15 protein-coding genes, 1 tRNA gene and 2 pseudogenes are annotated in these 26,044 nt (G+C 70.2%); 4 read left to right on the top strand and 14 right to left on the bottom strand.

Annotated elements, in window-relative coordinates; translation table 11 throughout:
• Window positions 1-335: 335 nt before the first annotated feature.
• A complete protein-coding gene (locus QE438_RS03765) occupies window positions 336-2,078 on the bottom strand; it encodes a 3-hydroxybutyrate oligomer hydrolase family protein (protein ID WP_307184022.1) in 1,743 nt (580 codons plus the stop codon).
• 212 nt (window positions 2,079-2,290) lie between these two features.
• Between QE438_RS03765 and QE438_RS03760 the strand changes: the two genes are divergently transcribed.
• The gene (locus QE438_RS03760; protein ID WP_306992461.1) at window positions 2,291-2,956 is read left to right on the top strand and encodes a response regulator transcription factor; all 666 of its coding nucleotides are present in this window, start codon (window positions 2,291-2,293) and stop codon (window positions 2,954-2,956) included.
• Between the two features lie 205 nt (window positions 2,957-3,161).
• On the opposite strand, the gene QE438_RS03755 is transcribed toward QE438_RS03760, so the two are convergent.
• The 3 genes and pseudogenes from QE438_RS03755 to QE438_RS03745 all read right to left on the bottom strand — a co-directional run bounded on the left by QE438_RS03755 (window position 3,162) and on the right by QE438_RS03745 (window position 9,427).
• A complete protein-coding gene (locus QE438_RS03755) occupies window positions 3,162-3,650 on the bottom strand; it encodes an 8-oxo-dGTP diphosphatase (RefSeq protein WP_130519463.1) in 489 nt (162 codons plus the stop codon).
• Between the two features lie 59 nt (window positions 3,651-3,709).
• Window positions 3,710-7,024, bottom strand: coding sequence for a PAS-domain containing protein (locus QE438_RS03750; protein ID WP_307184150.1), 3,315 nt, complete (start codon window positions 7,022-7,024; stop codon window positions 3,710-3,712).
• Window positions 7,025-7,209: 185 nt separating this feature from the next.
• Window positions 7,210-9,427, bottom strand: a pseudogene (locus QE438_RS03745) (TonB-dependent receptor).
• A 176-nt stretch (window positions 9,428-9,603) separates the two neighbouring features.
• Here QE438_RS03745 and QE438_RS03740 point away from each other — a divergent pair.
• Window positions 9,604-11,001 carry a GntP family permease gene (locus tag QE438_RS03740; RefSeq protein WP_306992467.1) on the top strand — a complete coding sequence of 466 codons (1,398 nt, stop codon included), beginning with the start codon at window positions 9,604-9,606 and terminating at the stop codon, window positions 10,999-11,001.
• Here the strand turns inward: QE438_RS03740 and QE438_RS03735 are convergent.
• Window positions 10,985-12,238 (bottom strand): hypothetical protein, encoded by a 1,254-nt coding sequence (locus QE438_RS03735; protein ID WP_307184023.1) that lies wholly within the window; start codon window positions 12,236-12,238, stop codon window positions 10,985-10,987. The two genes, QE438_RS03740 and QE438_RS03735, sit on opposite strands and share 17 nt — an antisense overlap.
• 205 nt (window positions 12,239-12,443) lie before the next feature.
• Between QE438_RS03735 and QE438_RS03730 the strand changes: the two genes are divergently transcribed.
• Together QE438_RS03730 and QE438_RS03725 are read left to right on the top strand one after the other, a co-directional pair.
• Window positions 12,444-13,148, top strand: coding sequence for a response regulator (locus QE438_RS03730; RefSeq protein WP_306992472.1), 705 nt, complete (start codon window positions 12,444-12,446; stop codon window positions 13,146-13,148).
• Entirely contained in the window at window positions 13,145-14,497 is a 1,353-nt protein-coding gene (locus tag QE438_RS03725) for a HAMP domain-containing sensor histidine kinase (protein ID WP_306992474.1), read from the top strand. The genes QE438_RS03730 and QE438_RS03725 overlap by 4 nt, the downstream gene beginning before the upstream one ends.
• A 666-nt stretch (window positions 14,498-15,163) precedes the next feature.
• Here the strand turns inward: QE438_RS03725 and pnp are convergent.
• The 9 genes and pseudogenes from pnp to nuoN form a co-directional block, all read right to left on the bottom strand.
• Window positions 15,164-17,269, bottom strand: a complete 2,106-nt coding sequence (gene pnp, locus QE438_RS03720; RefSeq protein ID WP_306992476.1) for a polyribonucleotide nucleotidyltransferase — start codon at window positions 17,267-17,269, stop codon at window positions 15,164-15,166.
• Window positions 17,270-17,426: 157 nt separating this feature from the next.
• On the bottom strand, window positions 17,427-17,687 hold the full coding sequence (rpsO, locus tag QE438_RS03715) for a 30S ribosomal protein S15 (RefSeq protein ID WP_130519451.1): 261 nt from the start codon (window positions 17,685-17,687) through the stop codon (window positions 17,427-17,429).
• A 160-nt stretch (window positions 17,688-17,847) separates the two neighbouring features.
• On the bottom strand, window positions 17,848-18,894 hold the full coding sequence (gene truB / locus QE438_RS03710; RefSeq protein ID WP_306992478.1) for a tRNA pseudouridine(55) synthase TruB: 1,047 nt from the start codon (window positions 18,892-18,894) through the stop codon (window positions 17,848-17,850).
• On the bottom strand, window positions 18,894-19,268 hold the full coding sequence (gene rbfA, locus QE438_RS03705) for a 30S ribosome-binding factor RbfA (protein WP_165402894.1): 375 nt from the start codon (window positions 19,266-19,268) through the stop codon (window positions 18,894-18,896). Before rbfA ends, truB begins: the two co-directional genes overlap by 1 nt.
• A gap of 81 nt (window positions 19,269-19,349) precedes the next feature.
• Entirely contained in the window at window positions 19,350-22,058 is a 2,709-nt protein-coding gene (gene infB / locus QE438_RS03700) for a translation initiation factor IF-2 (RefSeq protein WP_165394487.1), read from the bottom strand.
• Window positions 22,059-22,153: 95 nt separating this feature from the next.
• Entirely contained in the window at window positions 22,154-23,665 is a 1,512-nt protein-coding gene (gene nusA, locus QE438_RS03695) for a transcription termination factor NusA (protein ID WP_130529651.1), read from the bottom strand.
• A gap of 118 nt (window positions 23,666-23,783) precedes the next feature.
• Window positions 23,784-24,278: pseudogene (gene rimP, locus QE438_RS03690) on the bottom strand (ribosome maturation factor RimP); the annotation flags it as partial.
• Window positions 24,279-24,427: 149 nt separating this feature from the next.
• Window positions 24,428-24,504 (bottom strand) — tRNA-Met (locus QE438_RS03685).
• Between the two features lie 60 nt (window positions 24,505-24,564).
• Entirely contained in the window at window positions 24,565-26,034 is a 1,470-nt protein-coding gene (gene nuoN / locus QE438_RS03680; protein WP_306992481.1) for an NADH-quinone oxidoreductase subunit NuoN, read from the bottom strand.
• Between the last annotated feature and the right edge of the window lie 10 nt (window positions 26,035-26,044).

The following is a 26,044-nucleotide window of genomic DNA, read 5'->3' as shown; positions in this document are numbered from 1 at the left end:
TTTTTCGCCATCTTCGCGCGCCGCCTTGCCACGACTGGGCGCGCGCGGCTTATCCACATGCTTGCCCCAGCACTCATCCACACCGGCTGTGGAGAACCGCGCAGGTCGCATCGGCCGCCAACGGCACGGTTCCACGGCGCTCCGCTTGGCTCTACGGCGACAGCGTGTCGCCTCCAGCAATCCGGGCGGGCGATGCGCGTCACGCAACCTGGTTGAAGCCCCTCTTGCCGCACCAGCGCCGTCGCCCCGCGAAGGCCAGGCCCGTTGACCTTCGTTCTTGAATGGCCAAGGCGCTGAACCCGCTTTCGCGTGGATCACGGCTGCTGCCAGCTTCCTTACTTCACCGCCGCGCCGAACTGCGCGGCCTCCACCGCACCGGTGCCGCGGCCGCGCGCCTCGATCGTCGCATCGGCCGGCAGCGCGGCCTTGCCATCGAGCACATCGGCCACGCGATCCAGTGCGGCATAGACGTGCGGCAGCATCGGCGTGTAGCGCGCGCCGTACGCCGGCAGGGCGAGGAAGGCGTCGAAGTGCTCGCCGTTGCGCACCTGCCAGTAGCGCACCGGCCGGCCGGCCGCGCGTGCGGCGGCGACATAGGGCGCGCTGGTGAACGCCGGCGGGATCAGGCCGTCGTCGGTGCCATGCACCACCAGCACCGGCAGCCCGGCCCGCGGCAGTCCGGCATGGGTGCCGGCGATGCCGGCGCGCACGCGTTGGGCGTCCGGGCCCAGCCCGTCCCACAGCGCGCGCAGGCACAGCAGTCCCGGCAGCGTCGGATCGGGCGCGGCCAGCCTGGCATCGATCAGGCCCACGCCGTTGCCGGGCGGGATGCCGCTGGCGTCGGACCACCACGCCGCGCGTTCGACGGCCGTGGCCGCGCGCGGGGAGAGGTCCGCGTTCTGCGCCGACCAGCGATAGCCGCACGGGTGCTCGCCCGGCGCATAGCGGCCGTAGGCCGAGGCGTAGGTCGCCAGGATCGCGCGCCACAGGTCGAAACCCACGCTGGCCGCGCCGGAGGCCAACGCCGCTTCGCTCCAGCCGCTGGCCCGCAGCTGCGCGTGGGCCGAGGCGGCCTGCGCCGCAGGCGTGGCGCCCTCGACCAGCCCCTGCGCCTGGAGCGCGGCGCAGCGCGCGGTCCACAGCGGTTCGACCTGGGCGCGCAGCGGCGGCTGTGGCAGCGCCGCCGGCGGCAGGTCGAGCAAGGCGCAAGGCATCAGCAACGCCGCCTCGCTGGCGAAGTCGTACAGCGCACGCGCGCCGGGTGCGCCTTCGACGTAGACGTTGGGTTCGCCGGCGACGACGGCATCGATGAGCGCGTCGTCCAGCTCGGCCGCGCGCAGCACCGCGCCGCCGCCGTTGGAGATGCCGACCGCGATCACACGCGTATTGTCCGCAGTGAACGGCGCCGCCTGCGGGAAGGCCGCATCCAGCGCCTGCAGCGCGAAGCGCGCGGCCTGCTGCACGTGCCGGCCCCAGTCGGCTTCCGGGTTGTCCTGCGAATGCGCGTGCTTGAACGCCACGCCGCCCGCCCCGGCCGCGGGCTGGGGAGCGAAGGCCAACGCCTGTTCGCCCGGCGCGGCCGAGCTGCCGTCCAGCGCAAAGCCGCGCCCGGCATCCAGATCGAAATAGTCGGTACCGGTGCCCTTGTCCGTATAGGCCACCGCGCAGCCGCGCGGCAGTGCCCAGGCGCCGCCCACGGCGATGGCGCCATACACCCCGCGCGAGCCCGACGACGGCGCCACCACCACGCAGCGCCGCCGCTGATCGAACGCGTCCGGTACCTGGACCAGCACGCGATGCGGTTGGCGCGCGCCGGGCACCGTGGCCAGCGCGGCATACTCGCGGCCCGGCACGCGCGCCACGCTGCCGTAGAGCGTGCCGTAGCCGCCGGTGGGCGAGAGATCGGCGATGCCGCGCCAGTTGGACCAGATCGCACGCCTGCGCAGTTCGGCCTGCGTGGGCGCGTCGGGCCTGGCGAAGGCCGGCGGCGTCGGAGCCTGCAGCCCGGCCAGCCCGAGGCCGGCGGTCAGCAGATCATCGCCGTTGCGGTGCACCGTGACCTGCGGGGCGCCGGTCACGCCGGCCTCCGCGTGCGGGCGGGCCTGCGGCGTGGCGCACGCGGCAAGCGCGCCGGATAAGAGCAATGCCGACAGGCGGCTGGCGGATCGGGTTCCATGCATGGCGCCACGCTACCTGCGGCTGCAGGCCGGCCGCATCGTACTTTGGTACCAGCCGCCGGCGGACGCGGCTTGCTAACGTTAGCCCTCGTCACCCACCGACCGCCGCCGCCATGCCCACCCTGCTGATCGCCGACGACCATCCCCTGTTCCGCGCCGCGTTGCGCGGCGCGGCGGCCGATGCGGTGGCCGCCCTGGAGATGCTGGAAGCCGATTCGCTCGACGCGGTGCTGCAGGCGCTGGAGGCGCATCCGGAGATCGATCTGGTGCTGCTGGACCTGCACATGCCCGGCAACCACGGCCTGGCCGGGCTGGCGGCGATCCGCGCACAGTTCCCGGCGGTGGCGGTGGTCGTGGTCTCGGCCAACGACGACCCGCGCGTCGTGCGGCGCGCGCTGGACCACGGCGCGGCCGGCTACCTGCCCAAGAGCGCCGGGCTGGAGGAACTGCGCGAGGCCATCCGCTGCGTACTGGCCTGCGAACAGTGGCTGCCGCCTTCGCTGCGCACGGCGGTGACGCGGGCGCAATCCTCCGCACACGACACGGCGCTGGCCGCGCGCCTGGCCAGCCTGTCGCCGCAGCAGTTCCGCGTGCTGGGCTATGTCGCCCAGGGGCTGCTCAACAAGCAGATCGCCGACCGCCTGGACGTGCAGGAGCGCACGGTCAAGGCGCACGTATCTTCGATCTTCGAGCGCCTGGGCGTGCGCAACCGCACCCAGGCTGGAGTGATCCTGCGCGAGCTGGAACTCACCGACCCCGCGCGCCAGCTCGAAGGCTGAGCGGCGCCAGCCAAGCGCCGCCGACCAAGCTGATCACACCGCCGCCTCCACGAAGGCGGAATACCGCCCCTCCCCTTCCGCGCAGCGAAGGGGGAGGCTGGGAGGGGGTGCTTTTGCTTTTGACTTCCCCACGAAGAGCACCCCTCCCCCCTCAGCCGCTAGCACGACGCTTCAACCACCTCCGCCGCCGGGCGCACCGCCCGCTTCAGAAGCGGCTGAAGCTCCACGACACCATGCGCCCGTTGCGATACGGCATCACGCCGTGGAACGGCCTCGGGTCGCCATCGAACACCAGCGGCAGGAAGTGGCGGTCGCCCTCCCACATGGGCAGCTCGCCCAGGCGCTCGATCGGCGCCCACTCCAGCGTGCCCTCCGGGTTGGAGGTCAGCGGCGTACCGGTCCAGGCGGTGATGAGGAAGATGAAGCACAGCCAGTCCTCGCCATTGCGGCCGAAGCCGGGCCAGCTGATGGTGCCGCGCAGCTCCATCGCCGTGCATTCGATGCCGGCCTCCTCGGCGATCTCGCGCACCATGCCGGCGGCGATGTCCTCGTCGTTCTCCAGCTTGCCGCCCAGCCCGTTGTACTTGCCCAGGTGTTCGTCCTCGGGCCGCGCGTTGCGGTGGATCATCAGCACCTGCGTGCCGTCGGGCGAAAGCACGTAGCCGAGCGTTCCGGTGATCGGGGTATAGGGCATGGCGAGGGCGTGGCGGTCAAACGCCCATTGTAATCGCGCCCGCACCGGCGCCGCGGTGTTCAACCCGCGCGCGCGGCCAGCAGCCGGTCGAGCACGGACTTCAGCGCCAGCGGCCGCAGCGGCTTGGCCAGCAGCGGCAGGTCGGCCGCGCGCGCGGCGTCGCGCACCGCGCCGGAGGCGTCGGCCGAGAGCAGCACGCACGGGCGCGCGCCGAAGGCCTCGGACAGGCGCGCATGCAGGGCCACACCGGTGTCGCCCCGATCCAGGTGATAGTCGAACAGCCACAGCGCGGCTGGCGCATGCGCCAGCGCCGCACGCGCCTGCGCCTCGTCGGCGGCGGTGGCCACCTCGCAGCCCCAGCCCTGCAGCAACGCCGCCAGGGCGGCCAGCGCGCCCTCGTCGTTGTCCACCGCCAGCACGCGCAGGCCGGCCAGCGGCAGGGCGCCCTGTCCGCGCGCCGCGGCGCGTGCGGCGCGCGGCGCCGGCAGACGCACAAGTTCGACGCCGAAGGCGGTGCCCCGGCCCGGCGCGCTGCGCAGCGAGAGCGGCGTATCCAGCAGCCCGGCGATGCGTTCGGCGATGGCCAGGCCCAGCCCCAGGCCCTGGCCGCCGGCGTCCTGGCCGCGCCGGAACTCCTCGAAGATCAGCCGCTGCTGCTCCGGCGCGATGCCCGGCCCGCTGTCGTACACCACGATGCGCAGCCGCGCGCCGACGCGGCGCGTGCCTAGCAGCACCCCGCCGCGCGCGGTGTAGCGCACCGCGTTGACCAGGAAGTTCTGCACGATCCGACGCAGCATCTGCGGGTCGCTGCGCACCCAGGCGCGGCTGGGCACATAGCCGAAGCGCAGGCCCTTCTCGGCCGCCATCGCGCGCACCTGCGCGGCCAGCGGATCGAGCAGTTCGGACAGCGGGAAATCGCGCGGCGCCGGCACCAGACCGCCAGCCTCCAGCCGCGACATGTCCAGCAGGCCACTGAGCAGGTCGTGGGTGGACTCCAGCGAGCCGGCCAACTGGCGCAGCGTGTCGTGGTCCTGCGCGGGCGTGCGCTGGGCCAGTGCGTCGGTGAACAGCTGCGCGGCGTGCAGCGGCTGCATCAGGTCGTGGCCGATGGCGGCCAGGAAGCGGCTCTTGGCATCGTTGGCATGCTCGGCCTCGGCCTTGGCGCGCTCCAGCAGCGCGGTGCGCTCGGCCACGCGCTGCTCCAGGGTCTCGTTGGCGCGCTTGAGCCCGGCCTCGGCGCGGCGCGAGTCGGTCACATCGGTGTAGGTGGCCACGAAGCCGCCGCCGGGCATCGGGTTGCCGCGGATCTCGACGATGGTGCCGTCGGGGAACACGCGCTCGGTCAGGTGCGCGGTGCCGGCGCGCATGAACGCCAGACGCCGGTCCAGCGCATGCTCGGCGCTGTTGCGGTGGGGCATGCGCTGCAAGGCCCAGGCGGTGAGATCGGCGATCGGCCGGCCGACCTGGAGCAGCTCCGGCGGGAAGCCGAACAGCTGCGCATAGCGCGGGTTCCAGGCCACCAGCCGCTGTTCGCGATCGACCACGCTGATGCCCTGGCTCATGTTGCGCAGCGCCGCCTCCAGCACCTGCTGGTTGAAGCGCAGGTCGGCCGAGGCCTCGCCGACGATGGCCGCCACGGTATCCAGCTCGCCGGCCTGGCTGCGCGCGGCGTTGAGCAGCAGGCGCGTGGAGGCCGAGCCCAGCACCGCGGAGAGCTCGCGTTCGATGCGCTGCTCGGTGGCCAGCGGCACTGGCCCGGCGTCGGGCGCGCCGGCGAGCAGGTGTTCGATGCGCTCGTGGCCGAGAAAGCGCCGCCCGGCCTCGCGCAGCGCGGCGCGGTCCAGCCGGCGCGCGCTGCCGCGCGGCGCCTGGCGCCAGCCGGTCGCCGCCAGCGTGACCAGCGCGCCCAGGAACAGGCTGGCGCCGACCGCGCGGCCCAGCGCGCTCCAGCCGGTCAGGCCGAACAGCCCGGCCGGAGTGAGCACGCGCGGCACATGCCGCCAGAGCGGCGCGTCCACCGGCCACAGCATCGGCACCAGCATCACCCAAGCCCACGTGGCGAACGCCGCCAGCAGGCCCAGCAGCGCCGCCCGCGGCGGCGTCTGCGGGCGCCATACCGCGAAGCACAGCGCCGGCACCAGGGTGGCCAGCGCGGAGAAGGACACCGCGCCCACGTCGGCCAACGCGTCGTTGCCGCCGATCAGCCGGTTGTAGGCCCAGGCCAGCAGCATGATCGCCACGATGCCCACCCGGCGCAGGGTCAGCAGTTCGCCGCGGCGATCCTCGCCCTGCCCGCGCAGCCAGGCTCCGCGCAGCAGGCCGGGCGCGAACCAGTGGTTGCCGATCATCAGGCTCAAGGTCAGCGTGCTGATCACCACCATGCCGGTCGCCGCGCTCAGCCCGCCCAGGAAGGCGAACAGCCCCAGGCCCGCATGCCCGGCCGCGAACGGCAGCGCCAGCGCGTACATGTCCGAGGGCACATGCCCGCCCAGCAGCAGGCTGCCGGCGCGCGCCAGCGGCAGCGCCGGCAGCGCGATCAGCAGCAGGTACAGCGGGAACAGCCAGCGCGCGGTGGCCACGTCGCGCTCGTCGCGGCATTCGACCACCGCCACATGGAACTGGTGCGGCAGGATGAACATGGCCAGCGCGCCCAGCAGCACCAGCGGCACGAAGCCATCGGCGGCCGGCACCGGTGCGGCGCTGGCCGCGCGCGCCCAGTCCACGTCCAGCCCCAGCCAGACGAATGCGCCCAGGGCCAGCATCGCCGCCAGCTTGAACAGCGACTCGAACGCCATCGCCAGCACCAGCCCGCGGTTGTGCTCGGCCGCATTCGCCCGGCGCGTGCCGAACAGCATCGCGAACACCGCCATCGCCAGCGCTACGTACAGGGCACCGTCGCGCAGCGGCGCGGGCACCTGGTCGGCATGGGCCACATTGCCGGTGAGCGTGGACACGCTCATCGTCACCGCGCGCAGTTGCAGGGCCACGTAGGGCACCAGCCCGAGCACGGCCACGCCGGTCACGATCGCCGCCAGCCACGCATCCTTGCCCAGGCGGGTGGCGATCAGATCGGCCAGCGAGGTGGCATTGGTCTCGCGCGCCAGCCGCACCAGGCGCACCATGAAGGCCACCGCCAGCGCGTACAGCAGGATCGCCCCGAGGAAGGTCGGCGGCAGCGGCCAACCGTAGCGCGCGGCCTGGGTCACCGTGCCGTAGAACGTCCACGAGGTGCAATGCACCGCCAGCGACAGCGCGTAGACGTGGCGCCAGCGCCGCGCCAGCACCGCCGGATGGCGCTCTCCATAGAGTGCGGTGCCGAACATCAGCGCCAGCCACGCCAGCCCGGCCAGCGCGACCATCCACATGCTCAGCATGGGCGCCTCACCCAGGCGCATGGGCACCGCTCAGCCGACGCACCCTGCCCGCACCAGCGCCTTGCGGCGCGCGCCTGCGATGTGTCCTGCCTCCCCATCGGGCGAGCATACCGCCAGCGCCCTGCCCCGGATGGACGAGGCCCGGCTTGCGCCGGGCCCGTCGTTCGACCCTGACCACGTAGCGGTCAGAAGTCGTAGCGCACGCTGGCCTGCACCTGGCGGGGTGCGCCGTAGAAGCCGGTCAGCACGCCGTAGGCGGCGATGTTGTAGCCGGTGGTGCGGTAGGCCTTGTCGGTCAGGTTGGTGCCCTGCAGCGACAGGCTCCAGGCGTCGTCGAGCTTCCAGATCACGCCGGCCGACAGCAGGCCGTAACCATCCTGGCGGATCTCCTTGGACAGGTCGGTGGTGGGCCAGACCTCGCTCTGGTAGCTGTAGGTGGCGCGCGCGGACAGGTTGCCGCCGCCGGCCAGATCGGTGCGCCACTCCACGTTCAGCGCACCGGAGTACTTGGGCGCGTTGGTGAAGTACTGGGTCTTGGCGATGTTGACGCCGCCGCTCATGAACTCGTCGTACTTGGCATCCAGCCAGGCCAGGTTGCCGCTGATCAGCCAGTGCCGGGTCGGCAGGAACTGGTACTCCACCTCCACGCCCTGCACCGTGCCCTTGCCGGCGTTGGTGAAGTCGCCGAAGAAGCTATAGCTGCCGTTGGGCAACTGGTACTGGGTGAAGACCGAGAGCTGGATATCCTTGTACTTGTTGTAGAAGTAAGCCAGGTTGAGGAAGGCGCGGCCGTCCAGCAGCCCCATCTTGCTGCCGATCTCGTAGCTGTCCACCTGCTCGTCGTCGAAGGGCTGGCCCGAGCGCGGCACCGCGGTGGTGTTGGCGCGGATGTTGTAGCCGCCGGACTTGAAGCCGCGCGAGGCCGACACGTAAGCCATCAGGTCGGGCGTGAACTGGTAATCGACCGACAGCTTGGGCGAGACATTCTTGAAGTTGACCGTCTTGTCGAAGTTGGCCGCCGTGCCCCAGGAGGTGGTGTAGCTGTCGCTGGTGTAGAAGCGGTTGAGGGCGATGGCGTGCTTGTCCTCGTCGGTGTAGCGCGCGCCGACGTCCAGCTTGAGCTTGTCGGTCAGATCGAAGGTCCAGTCCGCATACAGCGCCACGCTCTTGGTCAGCACCTTGCCCTGGGTGTCGCCGAACAGCGGATTGGTCAGCGACCTGGGCAGGTAGGGATTGGAGAAGTAGTTGCGGACCTGGCCACCGGCCTCGCCGTCGAAGTAGTACAGGCCCATGACCCCACGCGCGCGGCCGCCGCCATCGTAGTTGGCCTGCAGCTCGTGGCTGACCTGCTGGTCGTAATAGTCGGCATGCACGTCGACCAGCTTCAGCGGAGTCTCGTCGAAGTCGATATTGGTATCGGTATCCGACTCGCGCTTGGCGATCACGTACTTGACCGCCCAGTCGGCGCTGGGCCGCCAGTTGAGCGTCGCCGAGGCGCCCTTGACCGTGGTGCCGTTGACGTTGGGCATGCCGCTGCGGATGTCGTAGCGGCTGGACAGCGGCGGATAGGCCGGCGCCAGCGGATTGGCCTTGAGCAGCTTGGCGCCGCGCACGCCGGACTGGTCGTCCAGCCAGTCCACCGCGAACTGCGCATCGAACTGCTCGTTGGCGAAGGCGCCCAGCTGGAAGCGCGCGGCGTTGATCTCCTTGTCGCTGACCTCCTGATCGTTGACCAGGTTCTTGCCGAAGCCGTCGCGGTTCATGCTGGCCACCGACAGCCGCGCGCGCAGCGCCTCGCTGCCGCCGATCGGGCCGCCGATGCCGCCCTTGAAGTCGAGCTGGTCGTAGTTGCCCCACGGTCAGCTGGGCGTAGCCGTCCAGCTGCTTGGGCAGCTCGCGGCTGATGTACTTGATGGCGCCGCCGATGGTGTTCTTGCCGTACAGCGTGCCCTGCGGGCCGCGCAGCACCTCGATGCGGCCGACGTCGAACACGTCCAGCAGCGCGCCCTGCGGTCGGGCGATGTAGACATCGTCCAGGTAGATGCCCACGCCTGGATCCACGCCCCACAGCGGATCGGCCTGACCCACGCCGCGGATGTACACGGTCGCGGTGCTGGTGGAACCGCGTGCGGCATAGATGGTCAGGTTGGGCACCTGCGCATCGAGATCGCCGATGTCCTGGATGTTGAGCTTGTCCAGCGCCTGCGGGGTGAAGGCGGTCACCGCCACCGGTACTTCCTGCAGGGTCTCCTCGCGCTTGCGCGCGGTGACGGTGACCGCATCGAGCGTGGTGGCCTTGGCGCCCTCGCTCGCCTGGCCAGGTTCGGTTTGCTGGGCCCAGGCGCCGCTGGCCGGCGACATCAACAAGCCGGCGATCGCCAGGCACAGGTGCTTGCGCTTCATGGTCATTCCCCTCCTCCCCGGGTACGACCTCGCGGCGGGATCGCCGCAAGTTGGGCGCAACTCTAGGCACCGGCCGCAGGGCCATCACTTGTACCTTGGTACAGGAGCGCGTCCATGCGGCCGCTGCCGATACTCGCCCCGCGCAAGCCGTGTCCTGGCGGCTGGAGAGTGGTGCCATGTCGTTCCTGATCGTGCTGGCCGCGCTGTGCCTTCTGATGTTCGTGGCCTACCGCGGCTACAGCGTCATCCTGTTCGCACCGGTGGCCGCGCTCGGCGCGGTGCTGCTCACCGACGCCTCGCTGGTGGCGCCGATGTTCACCGGCCTGTTCATGGAGAAGATGGTCGGTTTCCTCAAGCTGTACTTTCCGGTGTTCCTGCTGGGCGCGGTGTTCGGCAAGCTGATCGAGATCTCCGGCTTCTCCAAGTCGATCGTGGCGGCCACCATCCGCGTGGTCGGCGCGCAGCGGGCGATGCTGTCGATCGTGCTGGTGTGCGCGCTGCTGACCTACGGCGGGGTGTCGTTGTTCGTGGTGGTGTTCGCCGTGTATCCCTTCGCCGCCGAGCTGTTCCGCCAGAGCGACATCCCCAAGCGGCTGATCCCCGGCACCATCGCGCTGGGCGCCTTCACCTTCACCATGGACGCGCTGCCCGGCACGCCGCAGATCCAGAACATCATCCCCACCGCGTTCTTCGGCACCACGGCCTGGGCCGCGCCTGTGCTGGGCACCCTCGGCGCGGTGTTCATCCTGGTGCTGGGCATGAGCTATCTGGAATGGCGCCGCCGCGCCGCCGCACGCGCCGGCGAGGGTTACGGCGGCGAACTGCGCAACGAACCCGAACCCTTCAGGGGCGATCGCCTGGCCCACCCCCTGCTGGCGATCCTGCCGCTGCTGGTGGTGGGCGTGGCCAACTTCGCCTTCACCCGCTGGATCCCGCAGTGGTACGGCAGCAGCGCCTCGTTCGTGCCGGCGGTGATCGGCAACCCGGCGCCGGTGGTGCAGGAGGTCTCCAAGGTCGCCGCGATCTGGGCCGTGCAGGCCGCGCTGCTGTGCGGCATCGCCTGCGTGATCGCCTTCGCTTGGAGGCCGGTGCTGGCCAGCTTCGCCGAGGGCACCCGCTCGGCGATCGGCGGCGCGCTGCTGGCCTCGATGAACACCGCATCCGAATACGGCTTCGGCGCGGTGATCGCGGCGCTGCCGGGCTTCCTGTTGGTGGCCCACGGGCTGGGCGCGATCCCCAACCCGCTGGTCAACGAGGCCGTCTCGGTCACCGCGCTGGCCGGCATCACCGGCTCGGCCAGCGGCGGCATGAGCATCGCCCTGGCGGCAATGGCCGACAGCTTCATCGCCAACGCGCAGGCGGCCGGCATCCCGATGGAGGTGCTGCACCGCGTGGCCGCGATGGCCTCCGGCGGCATGGACACCCTGCCGCACAACGGCGCGGTGATCACCCTGCTGGCGGTCACCGGCCTGAGCCACCGCCAGTCCTACAAGGACGTGTTCGCCATCACCCTGGTCAAGACGCTGGCGGTGTTCGTGGTAATCGCCGCGTATTACCTCACCGGCTGGGTCTAGCCGGCGCCGGCTGCTGCGCCTCGGATCGACGACGCACCGCGCCGTCGGCCAGCACCCAGTCCGCCGCCAGCTCCAGCGTCCAGCCCGGCCCCTGGTTGCGGCCGTCCACCGCGCTGGCCGGTCCGGCCACCGTCGCGGACTTCCAGTCGCCGGCGAGCAGCACGCCGCGCTCGACCGTCAGCGTGCCCCAGTCGTCGCGGATGATCGCGTGCGGATAGACCGTGCCCTGCGGCGGCAGGGGGAACACGGTGCGCGGGTCGAACTCGATGCTCATGTGCACCAGCGGCAGCCGCAGCAGCGGGCCGTCCACCAGCTGCGCGCGCCACTGGGCAGTCTGCTGGTCGTGCGCCTCGCGGATCGTGGTTTCCTCGCGGCGGATCGCCTCCTCACCGTAGCGCCGGCCGGCCACGGCGGGATCGGGCAGCGGCGGGTCGCCGGCGGCGTGCTGCAGCAGGGTTCCCAGATCGCTGTCGGGCCGCAGGCCCTGGCGCCAGCCCGGCGCCAGCGCGTCCAGCAGCAGGCCATAGGCCGGCCCGGACGCATAGGCGAAGCTGCGCACATAGCCGCGCCGCTGGTCGTAGTCCTCCAGCGTGGCGATGGCCGACACGGCGGGATCGTCCGCGTCGCCGAGGCGGCGGCCGGTGTATTCGGCCAGCCCCTCGTTGATCTCCAGCGCGTTCTCGCGCACGGCCGCGTCCTGGAAGCGTTGCCGCCGCCAGGCGCGAAACGCCAGCGCATCGGCGATGGCCGCCTGGCGCTGCGCGCCGCGGCTGCGCAGCGCCTGCGCCAGCGCGCGCCATTCCAGCCGCAGACCGACGCGCCCGTCGAACTGGTCCAGGTGCTCGGGCAGCGGCGCGACGGGCGGTGGCAGGCGCGCGGGCTGGATGCGATGGAACGCCTCGTGCATCAGCAGTTCGGCGCGGGCCTGCCGGTCCTGCGGGAGCGGCAGCTGCAGCATCGTCCAGCGCTGCCCGGCCCATTCGGTCGCGGTGTTGGCGATGCCGATGTCCGCCGGCAACTGGCCCACGAACACGCCGCGCCGCCGCTGCAGGCCCTGCCCGGGCACGTCGCGGTCCACGAACAGCGTGCGCGTGTCGCGCTCGACCAGCATGATCGGGCCGCACAGGCTCTGGCCCCACAGCCGCGCATGGTCGCGCTGGCACAGCACCCGGTATTCGGCGATGGCCGCCGCGGCGGTCGCTGCCGGATCGTCATGACCGTCCGCGGTGATCGGCAACGCCTGTGCGGGGAAGACGGCGCCAACGCCGCCAACGCCCAGCCAGCAAAGAGAACGGCACATCGCACGCAGATGCATCGGTGACTCCAGGGAAGTGGACGAGGCCGCCATTCCAGCGCCGCGCCGTATCGCCTCGATGCCCGGCCTGTATCGCCAGCGCCGATGGCGACACAATCCCGATACGTCTGGGTTCTATGAAAGGCGCATGGCAGGCAAGGACAACCGGATCGTCGTGGTCGAGGACGACGACAGCGTGCGCGAGGCCATCGTCGCCTACCTGGGCCGGCATGGCTTCGAGGTGCGCGGCACCGACGATGCCGCCGGCCTGGACGCGCTGCTGCATCACCAGCCGGCCGACCTGGTGATCCTGGACATCATGCTGCCGGGCGAGGACGGGCTGTCGATCTGTCGGCGCCTGAGCCAGGACGGCCCGCCGGTCCTGCTGCTCAGCGCGCTGGTCGAGGTGACCGACCGCGTCGTCGGCCTGGAGGTCGGCGCATTCGACTACCTCGGCAAGCCCTTCGATCCGCGCGAACTGCTGGCCCGGGTGCGCGCCATCCTGCGCCGGCAGGCGCCGCGCGCCGCTCCGCCGACCAGTCCCTATCTGTTCTCCGGATGGGTGTTCGAGGCCGACGCCCATCGCCTGACCACGCCCGACGGCGCGACGCTCGCACTGACCGCCGGGGAATCCCGGATGCTGCTGGCCTTCGTCCGTCATCCCAGCCGCGTGCTCAGCCGCGACCGGCTGCTGGACCTGACCCACGAGGCAGCGGAAGGGCCGTTCGACCGCGCGATCGACCTGGCCGTCAGCCGCCTGCGACGGCGCCTGGCCGCGGCCGGGGGCGCTGCGCTGATCGAGACCGTGCGCAGCCTCGGCTATCGCTTCCGAGCGCCGGTGACGCGGAGATGAGGCCGCCCCCCATCCTGGTGCAGGTGGCGGCGCTGGCGCTGGTCACCCTGGCCCTGGCCTTCGCCCTGTGCTTCGGCATCGTCCTGGCCACGCCCACGCCCGCGCCCATCCGCATGAGCGTGCGCGAGGCCGCGGCCGCCCTCGACGGGCAGCACGGCGGCCGCTTCAGGATCGAGCCGCGTGCTGCGCCGCCCGGCTGTCCCCGCGTCGCGCCGGTGGAGGCGACGCTGGCGCAGGCCACGCGCACCCAGCCGGGGCGCGTACGGGCGTGCTGGCTGGACGCGGCGGGCGCGGGCAAGGCCAGCGGCAACGGGCAGAGCGTGGTCCTGGTCGGCGACCGCACCCTGCTGGTGGACAGCGACGCGCGCGGCTTCCAGATGCGCTACGACGCCGATGCGCGGGTCGGCATGGACACCTCGCTGCCCGCCTTCACCGCGGCGATCCAGGGCAGCGACGGACGCTGGCGCACGCTGACGCCCATCGACCAGCGGCTGGCGGGCTGGCGGCTGCGGATGACGGCGGCGTTCGGCGTGGCGATGGCGCTGCTGGCGCTGCCTGTTTGGTTCGCGGCCAGGCGGCTCTCCCGGCCGATCCAGCGCCTGGCGCGGGCGGCGGCGATCAGCGACCTGGACAGTGGCGCGGGCTTCCCGCTCGACGGCCCCCCGGAGCTGCGCGCGGTCGGCGAGGCGATGAACGCCATGCACGCCCGCCTGGCCCGGCATGCCGGCGAACGCCTGCAGGCCTTCGCCGCCGTCGCCCACGACCTGCGCACGCCGCTGACCGGCCTGCGCATCCGCGCCGAGCTCGTCCCCGGCGCCGACCGCCAGCGCATGATCGGCGACCTGGACCGCATGGCCGCCATGATCGAGCAGATGCTCGCCTACGCGCATGCCCAGGCGCAGCCGGCGCGGCTGCGGCCGGTCGATCTCGACGCCCTGGTCGCGGGCATCGCGGTAGACCGGGTCTCGCTGGGTCAGGACGTCGCCTTCGTCCCGACGAACCGGGACACGCGCCTCCAGGCCGACCCCACCACCCTGCACCGCGCGATCGACAACCTGCTCGACAATGCGCTGCGCTTCGCCGGCAGCGCGCGCCTTAGCATCGAAGCCCACGCCGACCGGATCGACCTGCACATCGACGACGCAGGCCCCGGCATCCCGGAGGACCAGCTGGCCGGCATCACCACCCCGTTCAAGCGCCTGGAGAGCTCACGCAGCCGCGCGACCGGCGGCGCCGGCCTGGGCCTGGCGATCGGCGAGCGCATCGCCGAAGCCCACGGCGGCCGGCTGCTCCTGGCCAACCGCACGCCGCACGGATTGCGCGCCACGCTCAGCCTGCCGCTGCGCTGAGGCGTCGCCGCTATCGCCACATCGCGAGTCCAACACTGAGGCCGCGCCACGCCCTCGTCTTCGACTTGCACGGCTTCAGGCCGGTGGGCTGACTTCGTCCACCAGCTTCGACCCGGCAGGACCTGGCTCCTCGGCTCGGTCCACCCTCCACGGCAGACTCGCTGCCACGGGCCATCCCTGACCCGCTCTCCGGACGCCGGCCCGGGTCGAGGCGCTGCGGCGAATGGATCTGGACTTCTCCCAACTCGAAAGCAGCGAGCAAGCGCCCTGCCCCCTCCCTTTCGCCTCAGGCGAAGGGGAGGGCCGGGGTGGGGTCGGGGCTTTCCCGGTCAAACCACCGAAGCAAGAGCAAGAGCACCCCTCCCCATCCCTCCCCTGCGCTGCGCGCAAGGGAGGGGGCTCAAACCGAAGTCCTGTGACCTGACGCACGAGGCAGCGGTCCGGCGGGCGGGGGCCGCGCCTAGCGAGGCAGGACGCCGAGCGCCCGAATCAGGGCAGGATGCCCTGATTGAGGGAAAAGCGGCCCCCGCCCGCCGGAGCGCTGCCCCTCCGAAGCCGGAGCGCAAAGAAGCCGGAGCGCAAAAACGCGCGCTCCCTTTACCGAGACAGCAACAAAAAAAGGCGGGCCAAGGCCCGCCTTTCTCTAATCAAGCGATAGCCAACCGATTACTCGGTCACGCCCTCGCCTTCTTCCACGGCCTTCATGGACAGGCGGATGCGGCCCTGCTTGTCCACTTCCAGCACCTTGACCTTGACCACGTCGCCTTCCTTGAGCTTGTCGGAGACCTTCTCCACGCGCTCGGAGGAAATCTGCGAGACGTGCACCAGACCGTCCTTGCCCGGGGCGATGGTCACGAACGCGCCGAAGTCCATCAGCTTGGCGACCTTGCCCTCGTAGATGCGGCCCGGCTCGATGTCCGAGGTGATCTGCTCGATGCGCGACTTGGCCGCCTGGCCGGCAGCGCCATTGACCGAGGCGATGGTGATCGTGCCGTCGTCCTGGATGTCGATCTGCGTGCCGGTCTCCTTGGTGATCGCCTGGATCACCGAACCGCCCTTGCCGATCACTTCGCGGATCTTGTCGGGGTGGATCTTGATGGTGATCAGGCGCGGCGCGTAGTCCGACAGCTCGGCGCGCGGGCTGGTCAGGGCCTTGGACATCTCGCCGAGGATGTGCAGACGGCCGGCCTTGGCCTGCTCCAGCGCCTGCTTCATGATCTCTTCGGTGATGCCTTCGATCTTGATGTCCATCTGCAGCGCGGACACGCCCTCGGAGGTACCGGCGACCTTGAAGTCCATGTCGCCCAGGTGATCCTCGTCGCCCAGGATGTCGGACAGCACCACGAAGCGGTCGTCCTCCTTCACCAGGCCCATCGCGATACCCGCCACCGGCGCCTTGACCGGCACGCCGGCGTCCATCAGCGCCAGCGACGAGCCGCACACCGAGGCCATCGACGAGGAGCCGTTGGACTCGGTGATCTCCGAGACCACGCGGATGGTGTACGGGAACTCTTCCATGGTCGGCATCACGGCCAGCACGCCGCGCTTGGCCAGACGGCCGTGGCCGATCTCGCGACGCTTCGGCGCGCCGAAGCGGCCGCACTCACCCACCGAGTACGGCGGGAAGTTGTAGTGGAACAGGAAGTTGTCCTTGTACTCGCCGCTGACCGCGTCGATCACCTGACCATCGCGGGCGGTGCCGAGCGTGGTGACCACGATCGCCTGGGTCTCGCCGCGGGTGAACAGCGCCGAGCCGTGGGTGCGCGGCAGCACGCCGGCCTGCACGGAGATCGGGCGCACCGTATCCAGCGCGCGGCCGTCGATGCGGATCTTGGTGTCCAGCACCGAGTCGCGCATGGTGCGGTACTCGAGCTCGCCGAACTCCTTGGACAGCTCGGCCTTGTCCCAGCCCTCGGCCTCGGCACGGCCGGCCAGGGCTTCGATGACGTCCTTCTTGATCGCGGCGATGGCGTCGCGGCGCTGCAGCTTGTCGCGCACCTGGAAGGCCTCGGCCAGCTTGCCGCCCACGGCTTCCTTCAGCGCCGAGATCAGCGCCTCGTTCTTGGCCGGGGCGACCCAGCTGGAGGGCTTGGTGCCGGCTTCGACGGTCAGCTCGTTGATCGCGTTGATCACCTTCTGCATCTCGCGATGGCCGAAGGTCACCGCGCCCAGCATCACTTCCTCGGACAGCAGCGCGGCCTCGGACTCGACCATCAGCACCGCGTTGGCGGTACCGGCCACGACCAGCTCCAGCTGCGAGTCCTTCAGCTCCGACACGGTCGGGTTGAGGATGTACTCGCCGTTCTTGTAGCCGACCTTGGCGGCGCCGATCGGGCCCTTGAACGGGGTGCCGGCCAGCGACAGCGCGGCCGAGGCGCCGATCAGGGCGGCGATGTCGCCGTCGATCTCCGGGTTCAGCGACATCACCGTGGCGATGATCTGGATTTCGTTCTTGTAGTCCTCGGGGAACAGCGGACGGATCGGCCGGTCGATCAGGCGCGAGATCAGCGTCTCCTTCTCCGTGGCGCGGCCTTCGCGCTTGAAGAAGCCACCGGGGATGCGGCCGCCGGCGTAGAACTTCTCCTGGTAGTCCACCGTCAGCGGGAAGAAGTCCTGGCCCTCGCGCGCGCTCTTGGCGGCGACGGCGCTGACCAGCAGTACGGTGTCGTCCATCTTGACGATGACGGCACCGCTGGCCTGACGGGCGATCTCGCCGGTCTCGAGGGTGACGGTGTGTTTGCCGTACTGGAAGGTCTTGGTGATTTTTGCCACGTGGGTTTCCTAAGAGTCTCGAATCTGGTTGTCCCGGCCGACGGCCCCTGCCGTGCCCGGGCGGCCACCGTATGCGGCCATGTTGCAGTGCATCTTTTTCCGACGCCGGAAAAAACGAACCGCGGCGCATCACTGCGCCGCGGTCGGTCATCTGGTTTTAGCGACGCAGGCCCAGCTTCTCGATCAGGGCCTTGTAACGCGGGGCATCCTTGCGGTGCAGGTAGTCGAGCAGGCTGCGGCGGCGGTTGACCAGCTGCAGCAGGCCGCGACGGCTGTGGTGATCCTTCTTATGGGTCTTGAAGTGCTCGGTCAGCATCTCGATGCGGGCGGTCAGCAGGGCGACCTGGACTTCCGGCGAACCGGTGTCGTTAGCGCCGCGCTTGTTGTCTTCAATGACTTTCTGGGTGTCGATGGACATGTCGATTTCTCTTGGTTGATGCGCGACCTGCAGGAACGCGGGCTGTCCTCCGCGCGCACCGCCTGGTCCGCCGCTTGCAATGGTGAGTGAAGGCCGGGATCGGCCAAGGGCCTGAAAAGGCCGCGGTATTGTAGGGGCCAGCACCCGGTGGCACAAGGTTTCAGGCCGGTGACACCGCGCCGCCGGTCGGCCAGTTGAACAGCCGCTGGGGCGAAAGCAGCCCGTCCTTGGACAGCTGTCCCATTCCCAGCACCTGGCCGGACTCGGCGAACACGGCCACGGTCCCGGCCGGGCCGGGCACGCCGGTCAGGCGCTGGCCCTGCCGCAGGCGCGCGGCGGCCTCGTCGGTCAGGTCGATGCGCGGCAGGCCGACCATGCCGGCCTCGACCGGCAGCAGGCAGGCCTGCAGGCTGCGCGGGTCGCGCTCGGCCAGGGCCTCGAGCTGCTCCAGGGTCCACATGCGCGGCTCGCGGAACGGGTCGACCCACAGCCGGCGCAGCTGGGCCACGTGCGCGCCGCAGCCCAGCGCCTCGCCCAGGTCGCGCACCAGGCTGCGCACATACGTGCCCGAGCCGCATTCGACATGCAGACGCAGCAGCGGCTGGCCGGCGTCGAGCAGGTCGGCGGCCGACTGCAGCTCGAAGGCGCGCACGTAGACCGGGCGAGTCTCGACCTCCACCGCCTCGCCGCGCCGGGCCTTGGCGTACAGCGGCTCGCCGCCGCGCTTGAGCGCCGAATAGATCGGCGGGCGCTGCTGCAGGTGCCCGGTCAGCGCGCGCAGAGCCGCATCGAGGCGGTCGATCGGATAGGCCTGGACCGGCCGCTCGCGCAGCACCTGGCCCTCGGCATCGTCGGTGTCGGTGACCTGGCCCAGCCGGGCCACGGTGTCGTAGGCCTTGGCGGAACCCAGCAGGCTGCCGGCGATCTTGGTCGCCTCGCCGAAGCACAGCGGCAGCAGGCCGGTGGCCAGCGGATCGAGCGCGCCGGTATGGCCGCCCTTCTCCGCGCCGAACAGGTGCCGGGCCCGCTGCAGGGCCTGGTTGGAGCTCATGCCGCCGGGCTTGTCCAGCAGCAGGATGCCGTCGACGCGGCGGAACTTGGTGCGCGGGCGTTGCGGGCGCTTGCCGCGCGGCTGGTCGGCGCGCGCCGAACCGCCGCGTCCGGCACCGTCGGCGTCCGGCATCGCGGCGGCGTCGGTGGCGGTCATCAGTCCTGGTCGGACCCGGATTCGGGCGGCAGCGGATTCTCGCGCAGCAGCGTCTCGATGCGCTCGCCACGGTCGACCGAATCGTCGTAATGGAAATGCAGTTCAGGCACGTGGCGCATCTTCACCGCACGCGCCAGGGCGTAGCGGATCTGCGGCGCCAGTTCCTTCAGGCCCTTGACCGCCTCGGTGGAGCGCTCGGGCATCAGGGCGGTGACGAACACCTTGGCGTGGGCCAGGTCGCGGGTGACCTCGACGTCGGACACGCTGACCGACGGCAGGCCGTGCTCGCGCACGGCTTCGTGCACCAGCGTGCCCAACTCGCGGCGGAGCTGGGCGGAGACGCGGTCGGTGCGATGGAAAGATTTGGTCGGCATGGCAATCGAGCGATGCGGCGATCACGGCGCCTGCGCCGGCGGCGATTCCTGAAGGAACCTCCGCGGCGCAGACGGGCGCGATCACAGCGTGCGCTGCACCTCGATGCGCTCGAAGCACTCGATCTGGTCGCCGGCCTTGACGTCGTTGTAGGCCTTCACGCCGATGCCGCACTCGGTGCCGTTGCGCACTTCGTCCACGTTCTCCTTGAAGCGGCGCAGCGATTCCAGCTCGCCCTCGAAGATGACCGTGTTGTCGCGCAGCACGCGGATCGGCTTGGAGCGCTTGACCACGCCCTCGATGACCATACAGCCGGCCACCGCGCCGAACTTGGAGCTGCGGAACACGTCGCGCACCTGGGCGATACCGATGATCTCCTCGCGGATCTCCACGCCCAGCAGACCGGACGCCACCTGCTTCACCTGGTCGATCACGTCATAGATGATCGAGAAGTAGCGCATGTCCACGCCATTGGCTTCGACGATGCGGCGGGCCGAGGCGTCGGCACGCACGTTGAAGCCGATGATCGTGGCCTTGGAGGCGACCGCCGAGTTGGCGTCCGACTCGGTGATGCCGCCCACGCCGGAGCTGATGATGTTGATGCGGATGTCTTCGTTGGACAGCGCCACCAGCGAATGGCGCAGCGCTTCCACCGAACCCTGCACGTCGGCCTTGACGATCAGGTTGAGGCTCAGCTGGCCCTCGCCCTTGCCCAGCTGGGCCATGATGTCTTCCATGCGGCTGCCGGCCGAGGCCACCAGGCGCGACTCGCGGCGCTTGGCATCGCGCTGCTGGGCCACGTCCTTGGCCAGGCGCTCGTCGTCGACGACCACGAAGTCGTCGCCCGCATCGGGCACGCCGGACAGGCCCAGGACCTGCACCGGGATCGACGGGCCGGCCGAGGCCGGCTGGCCGCCGGTCTCGTCGAACAGCGCGCGCACGCGGCCGTACTGGATGCCGCAGACCAGGTAATCGCCCTTCTTGAGCAGGCCCTGCTGGACCAGGACGGTGGCGACCGGGCCACGGCCCTTGTCCAGCGAGGATTCGATGACCGTGCCGGTGGCGCGGCCCTCGGGCACGGCGCGCAGTTCCAGCACCTCGGCCTGCAGGCTGATCGCGTCCAGCAGCGCATCCACGCCTTGGCCGGTCTTGGCCGACAGCTCGATGAACTGGGTGTCGCCGCCGAATTCCTCGGCCACCACGTCGTGGGCCAGCAGCTCGTTCTTCACGCGCAGCGGGTCGGCGTCGGACTTGTCCATCTTGTTGATCGCCACGATCAGCGGCACGCCGGCCGCCTTGGCCTGCTGCACCGACTCGATCGTCTGCGGCATCACGCCGTCGTCGGCGGCCACGACCAGGACCACGATGTCGGTGAGCTTGGCGCCGCGCGCGCGCATGGCGGTGAACGCCGCATGGCCCGGGGTATCCAGGAAGCTGATGACGCCGTTGGCGGTCTCGACGTGGTAGGCGCCGATGTGCTGGGTGATGCCGCCGGCCTCGCCGGTGGCGACCTTGGTGCGGCGGATGTAGTCCAGCAGCGAGGTCTTGCCGTGGTCGACGTGACCCATGATGGTGACCACCGGCGGACGCGGAGCCTGATCGCCCTGCACTTCCTCGGTGTGGGCTAGCAGCGCGTCCTCGGCCGAATCGGTATTGGCCTTGACCACCTTGTGGCCCAGTTCCTCGGTGACCAGCGCGGCGGTGTCGTGGTCGATGGTCTGGGTGATGGTGGCCATCACGCCCATCTTGAACAGCGCCTTGACCACATCGCCCCCCTTGAGCGCGAGCTTCTGCGCCAGGTCGCCGACGCTGATCGCATCGCCGATGGCCACTTCGCGCACGACCGGCGCGGTCGGGCGCTCGAACTGGTGGCTGCCCGAACCGCCGCGGCTCTGCTCGAGCTGGCGACGTGCCTTGGGCTTGCCGCGCGCGGCGCCACGACGGGCGCGGTCGGCGGCCGACAGGTGCAGCTGCCCGGCGAAGCGCTGGGTGCTGTCGTCGTCCTCGACGCCGGCGACCATCGCGTGCGAGCCGCGGGTCTTGTGCTTGGCCGCGGCCGCGCCGGCGCCACGCTCGGGCTCCTTGCGCGCCGGGGCCGGCGTGCTGCGCGGGGCGGCGGGCTTGGCCGGGACGCGGATCGAGGACATGCCGGCGATCGGGCCGTTGCGCTCGTCGATGGGCGTGCGCGCCGGCGGGGCCGACGGCGCCGCCGGTTCCTCGGCGACCGCCTCCTCGTCCTCGGACTGCGCCTCGGCGCGGGCCTCAGCCTCGGCGGCGGCGCGCGCGGCGAGCTCTTCCTGGCGCTTGCGCTCGATTTCCTCGGCGCGCGCGCGGTCGACCTCGGCCAGGCGCTGCTGTTCGGCCAGGTTGCGCTGGCGCGACTCTTCCAGCTTGCGCAGGATCTCGGCGCGCTCGTCGCCGCCGTTGGCGGCCGCGGCGCTGCCGGCGCGGCGCGCCTCGCTGGCCTGGGCCTCGGTGGGCTTGACGTAGGTGCGCTTCTGGCGCACCTCCACGGCCACGGTGGAGTTGCTGCGGCCGGACTTGACCGTCACTTCCTGCACCTTGCGGCGTGCCAGGGTGATCTTCCGCGAGGCCGCGGCCTCCTCGGTCTCACCGTCGGCCTTGCCGTGGGTGCGACGCAGGAAGCCGAGCAGCTTCATCTTTTCGGTGCTGGACACTTCCTGGTCGGGGCCACTGAACTTCATGCCGGCCTCGGCCAGCTGTTCGATCAGTTTGTCGACCGGCGTGTTGACCAGTTCGGCGAGCTTGCGGATGGTGGTTTGCTGCGACATTCGGATCCTATGATCTGGTTGGCGCCCCCTCGCCCAGAGCAAGGGAAACGCGAATTCTAAACCCTGAAGGATTCAGGGCGATGTTCATGGCCGGCTCATTCGCCACGCTCCAGGCGGGCGATCTCCTCGGCGCGGGCGGCCAGGATCAGCGCGGCGGCGTGGGCCTCGTCTAGCCCATCGATGCCGAACTCCATCACCTCGTCGGCCGCCAGGTCCGACAGGTCCTCGCTGGTCCGCACTCCGTGCGAGGCCAGGGCGTAGGCGGTGGCCTCGTCCATGCCGTCCAGGGCCAGTAGGTCGGCGGACGGGCCGTCGCCCTCGGCGCTCTCCTCGGCGGCCAGCGCCTCGTTGAGCAGCGCGTCGCGGGCGCGGGCGCGCAGTTCCTCGACGATGTCCTCGTCGAAGCCCTCCACCGCCAGCAGCTCGCCGACCGGGACGTAGGCGATTTCCTCGACGGTGCTGAACCCTTCGGCGACCAGGATCTGCGCGATCTCCTCGTCCACTTCCAGCTTGTCCATGAACAGCTGGCGGGCCACGCCCTGCTCGGCCTCGGACTTGGCCGCGACCTGGTCCTGGGTCATCACGTTGAGCTGCCAGCCGGTCAGGCGGCTGGCCAGGCGCACGTTCTGGCCGCCCTTGCCGATGGCCTGGGCCAGGCGATCCTCGGCCACGGCCAGATCCATCGAATGACGGTCCTCATCGACGATGATCGACTGCACCTCGGCCGGCGCCATCGCGTTGATGACGAAGTTGGCCGGGTTGTCGTTCCACAGCACGATGTCCACGCGCTCGCCATTGAGCTCGTTGCTCACCGCCTGCACGCGCGAACCGCGCATGCCGATGCACGCGCCGATCGGATCGGTGCGGGTGTCGTGGGCCAGCACGGCGATCTTGGCGCGGTCGCCCGGATCGCGCGCGCAGGCCTTGATCTCGACCAGGCCCTGGCCCACTTCCGGCACTTCCAGCTTGAACAGCTCCATCATGAATTCCGGCGCGGCGCGGCTGATGAACAGCTGCGGGCCACGCGGCTCGGAACGCACGTCGAACAGGTAGCCGCGCACACGGTCACCGGCGCGCAGCACGTCGCGCGGGATGCCCTTGTCCTTGGCGATGAAGGCCTCGGCGTTGCCGCCCAGGTCCACGTAGATGTTGCCGCGCTCGGCGCGCTTGACGATGCCGGTGACCAGCTCGCCGACGCGATCCTTCCACGCATCGACCACCTGGGCGCGCTCGGCCTCGCGCACGCGCTGCACGATGACCTGCTTGGCGGCCTGGGCGGCGATGCGGCCGAAATCGGGGTTCTCGATCTGCTCCTCGATGTAGTCGCCCACCTCGACGCCTTCGGCCTCGTCGACCGCGTCCATCAGGCGGATCTGGCGATCGGGTGACTCCATGACCACGTCGTCGGCCACCACTTCCCAGCGGCGGAAGGTCTCGTAGGTGCCGTCCTTCTGGTCGATGGACACACGTACCAGCACGTCCTGGTCGGGATAGCGCTTCTTGGCGGCGGACGCCAACGCGGCCTCGATGGCCTCGAAGATCACCTCACGCGGCACGCCTTTTTCGTTGGCGACCGCGTCCACCACCAGCAACAATTCCTTACTCATCTATCACTCCGAGCGCGACCACGCGGGCCGTCGTTGGGTTGGGTTGGTATCAATGCACTTGCTTGGGCGCGGCAGGCTTCTTCTTGCCCTTGCCGGCACCCACGTCTTTCTTCTTCGGCTGCGGCGCCAGACCCAGCGCGACCCAGTCGGGCATCAGCCGGGCCTTGTCCAGGTTGTCGCCGGCGATGGTCATCTGCTGGTTGTCGAAGGCCAGCGTGATCGCCTCGCCCTCGACCGACACGATGCGGCCCTGCAGCCGGCGGCGCCCGTCCTGCGGCAGCTTCAGCACGACCTTGGCCTCCTCGCCGATGAAGCGCGCGAACTGCGCCGCGGTGAACAGCGGACGGTCCACGCCGGGCGAGGACACTTCCAGCGTGTAATTGCCGCTGATCGGGTCCTCCACGTCCAACTGGGCCGAGACCTCGCGGCTGACCGCCTCGCAGTCGTCGATGTTGACCACACGCGCCTCGCGCTCGGCCTCGAGCACGTCGATGTACAGGCGCAGCGTGGCGTTGCCGGTGGCCGGCAGGTATTCCACACCCAGCAGATCAAGGCCCAGGGCCTGAACGGTGGGCTGCAGCAGCTGTGCGATCTCGGTGGCCTTGTCGCTCACGTGGCGGAAGTCTCGTCGTAATGCGTTTTTCAGAAACGGAAAAGGGCCCAATGGGCCCTTTTCCGATGACGCTGGATGTAGAAACGGGAACAAGCGTTTCTACGAGCCCAGGCTCCTGGCGATCGAAGCGGACTTCGATGCCGGAAACTTGGTAGCGGGGGCAGGATTTGAACCTGCGACCTTCGGGTTATGAGCCCGACGAGCTGCCAGACTGCTCCACCCCGCAGCAGAAGCGGAATTATGAAGAATCAGCGGGATTTATGCAAGCCCTGAAACTTCTTTTGTATCAAATGCCGAAAGCGGCTTTGCACCAGGTCATCACCGGATTCCAGGCGATTCCCAGCACCAGCAGACCCAGTGCATTGACACCAAACACCACGGGGACCAGTTTACCTGAACGCGGCACCGGAAGGGAACCCACCGGCTCATCGAAATACATCACCTTGATCACGCGCAGGTAGTAGAACGCGCCGATCACCGCGCACACCACGCCCACCAGCGCCAGCCACATCAGGTCGCCGTTGACCGCGGCGCGCAGCACCACCAGCTTGGCCCAGAAGCCCAGGAACGGCGGCACGCCGGCCAGCGAGGCCATCACGCACAGCACCATGCCGGCCATCCACGGACTACGCGCGCTCAGGCCCTTGAAGTCGTCGATCGTGTCGGCCTCGAAGCCGGCGCGCGAGAGCACCAGGATCGCGCCGAACGAGGCCGCCGACATCAGCGCATAGGCGATGCCGTAGAACAGCGCCGCCGCATAGCCTTCCGCACCGCCGCCGGCCAGGCCCAGGATCAGGAAGCCCACGTGCGACACGGTCGAATACGCCAGCATGCGCTTGAGGTTGGTCTGGGCGATGGCCACCACGTTGCCGATCACCAGCGACAGCGTCGCCAGGGCGGCCATCAGCAGATGCCATTGCGGCTGGGTCGGGCCCACGCCCTGCTCCAGCACGCGGTAGGCCATGGCGAAGGCCGCCAGCTTGGGACCGGAGCTGATGAACAGCGTGATCGGGGTCGGCGCGCCCTGGTAGACGTCCGGCAGCCACATGTGGAACGGCGCGGCGCCCAGCTTGAAGGCGATGCCGCAGACCATGAACACCATGCCGGTCAGCAGCATCGGGCGATCGGTGATGCCGGCGATCGCGCCGTTGATCTGGGCCAGATCCAGCGACCCGGTGGCGCCGTACACCAGCGACATGCCGTAAAGCAGCAGACCCGAAGCGATCGAGCCGAGCACGATGTACTTCATCGCCGCTTCGGTGGACAGACCGTTGTCGCGGTTCATGCCGACCATCGCGTACGAGCACAGCGACAGCAGCTCCAGGCCCAGGTAGACCATGACCAGGCTGCCGGCCGAGACCAGCATCATCATGCCGGCGGTGGCGAACAGCACCAGCACCGGCAGCTCGCCCGGATAGAGATTGCGCTCGCGCAGGTAAGGCCAGCCGTAGATCAGCGACAGGCCCGAGACCAGCACGATCGCGGCCTTGGTCACATCGGCCAGGGCATCGCGCACGAACATGTCGTGGAAGACGTGGGCCGGGCCCTGCGAGAGGTCCACGCCGGTGTGGCTGACCAGCAGGACGAAGGTCACCGCCAGCACCAGCAGGGTCAGGCCATGGGTGATGGCGCGGCGGCGCGCGTCCAGGAACACGTCCAGGATCAGCAGCGCGAAGGCGCCGGCGACGACGACCAGTTCCGGGATGATCGGCAACAGGTCGGTGACGGGGGCGGAAGGAAGCATTGGAGCGGCCATGGCGTGAAGT

The organism is Pseudoxanthomonas sp. SORGH_AS_0997, assembly GCF_031453535.1.
In the GTDB taxonomy this organism is placed as follows: domain Bacteria; phylum Pseudomonadota; class Gammaproteobacteria; order Xanthomonadales; family Xanthomonadaceae; genus Pseudoxanthomonas_A; species Pseudoxanthomonas_A winnipegensis.
The sequence above is the reverse complement of the archived record's forward strand: the minus strand, read 5'-3'. Positions and strand labels throughout refer to the sequence as shown.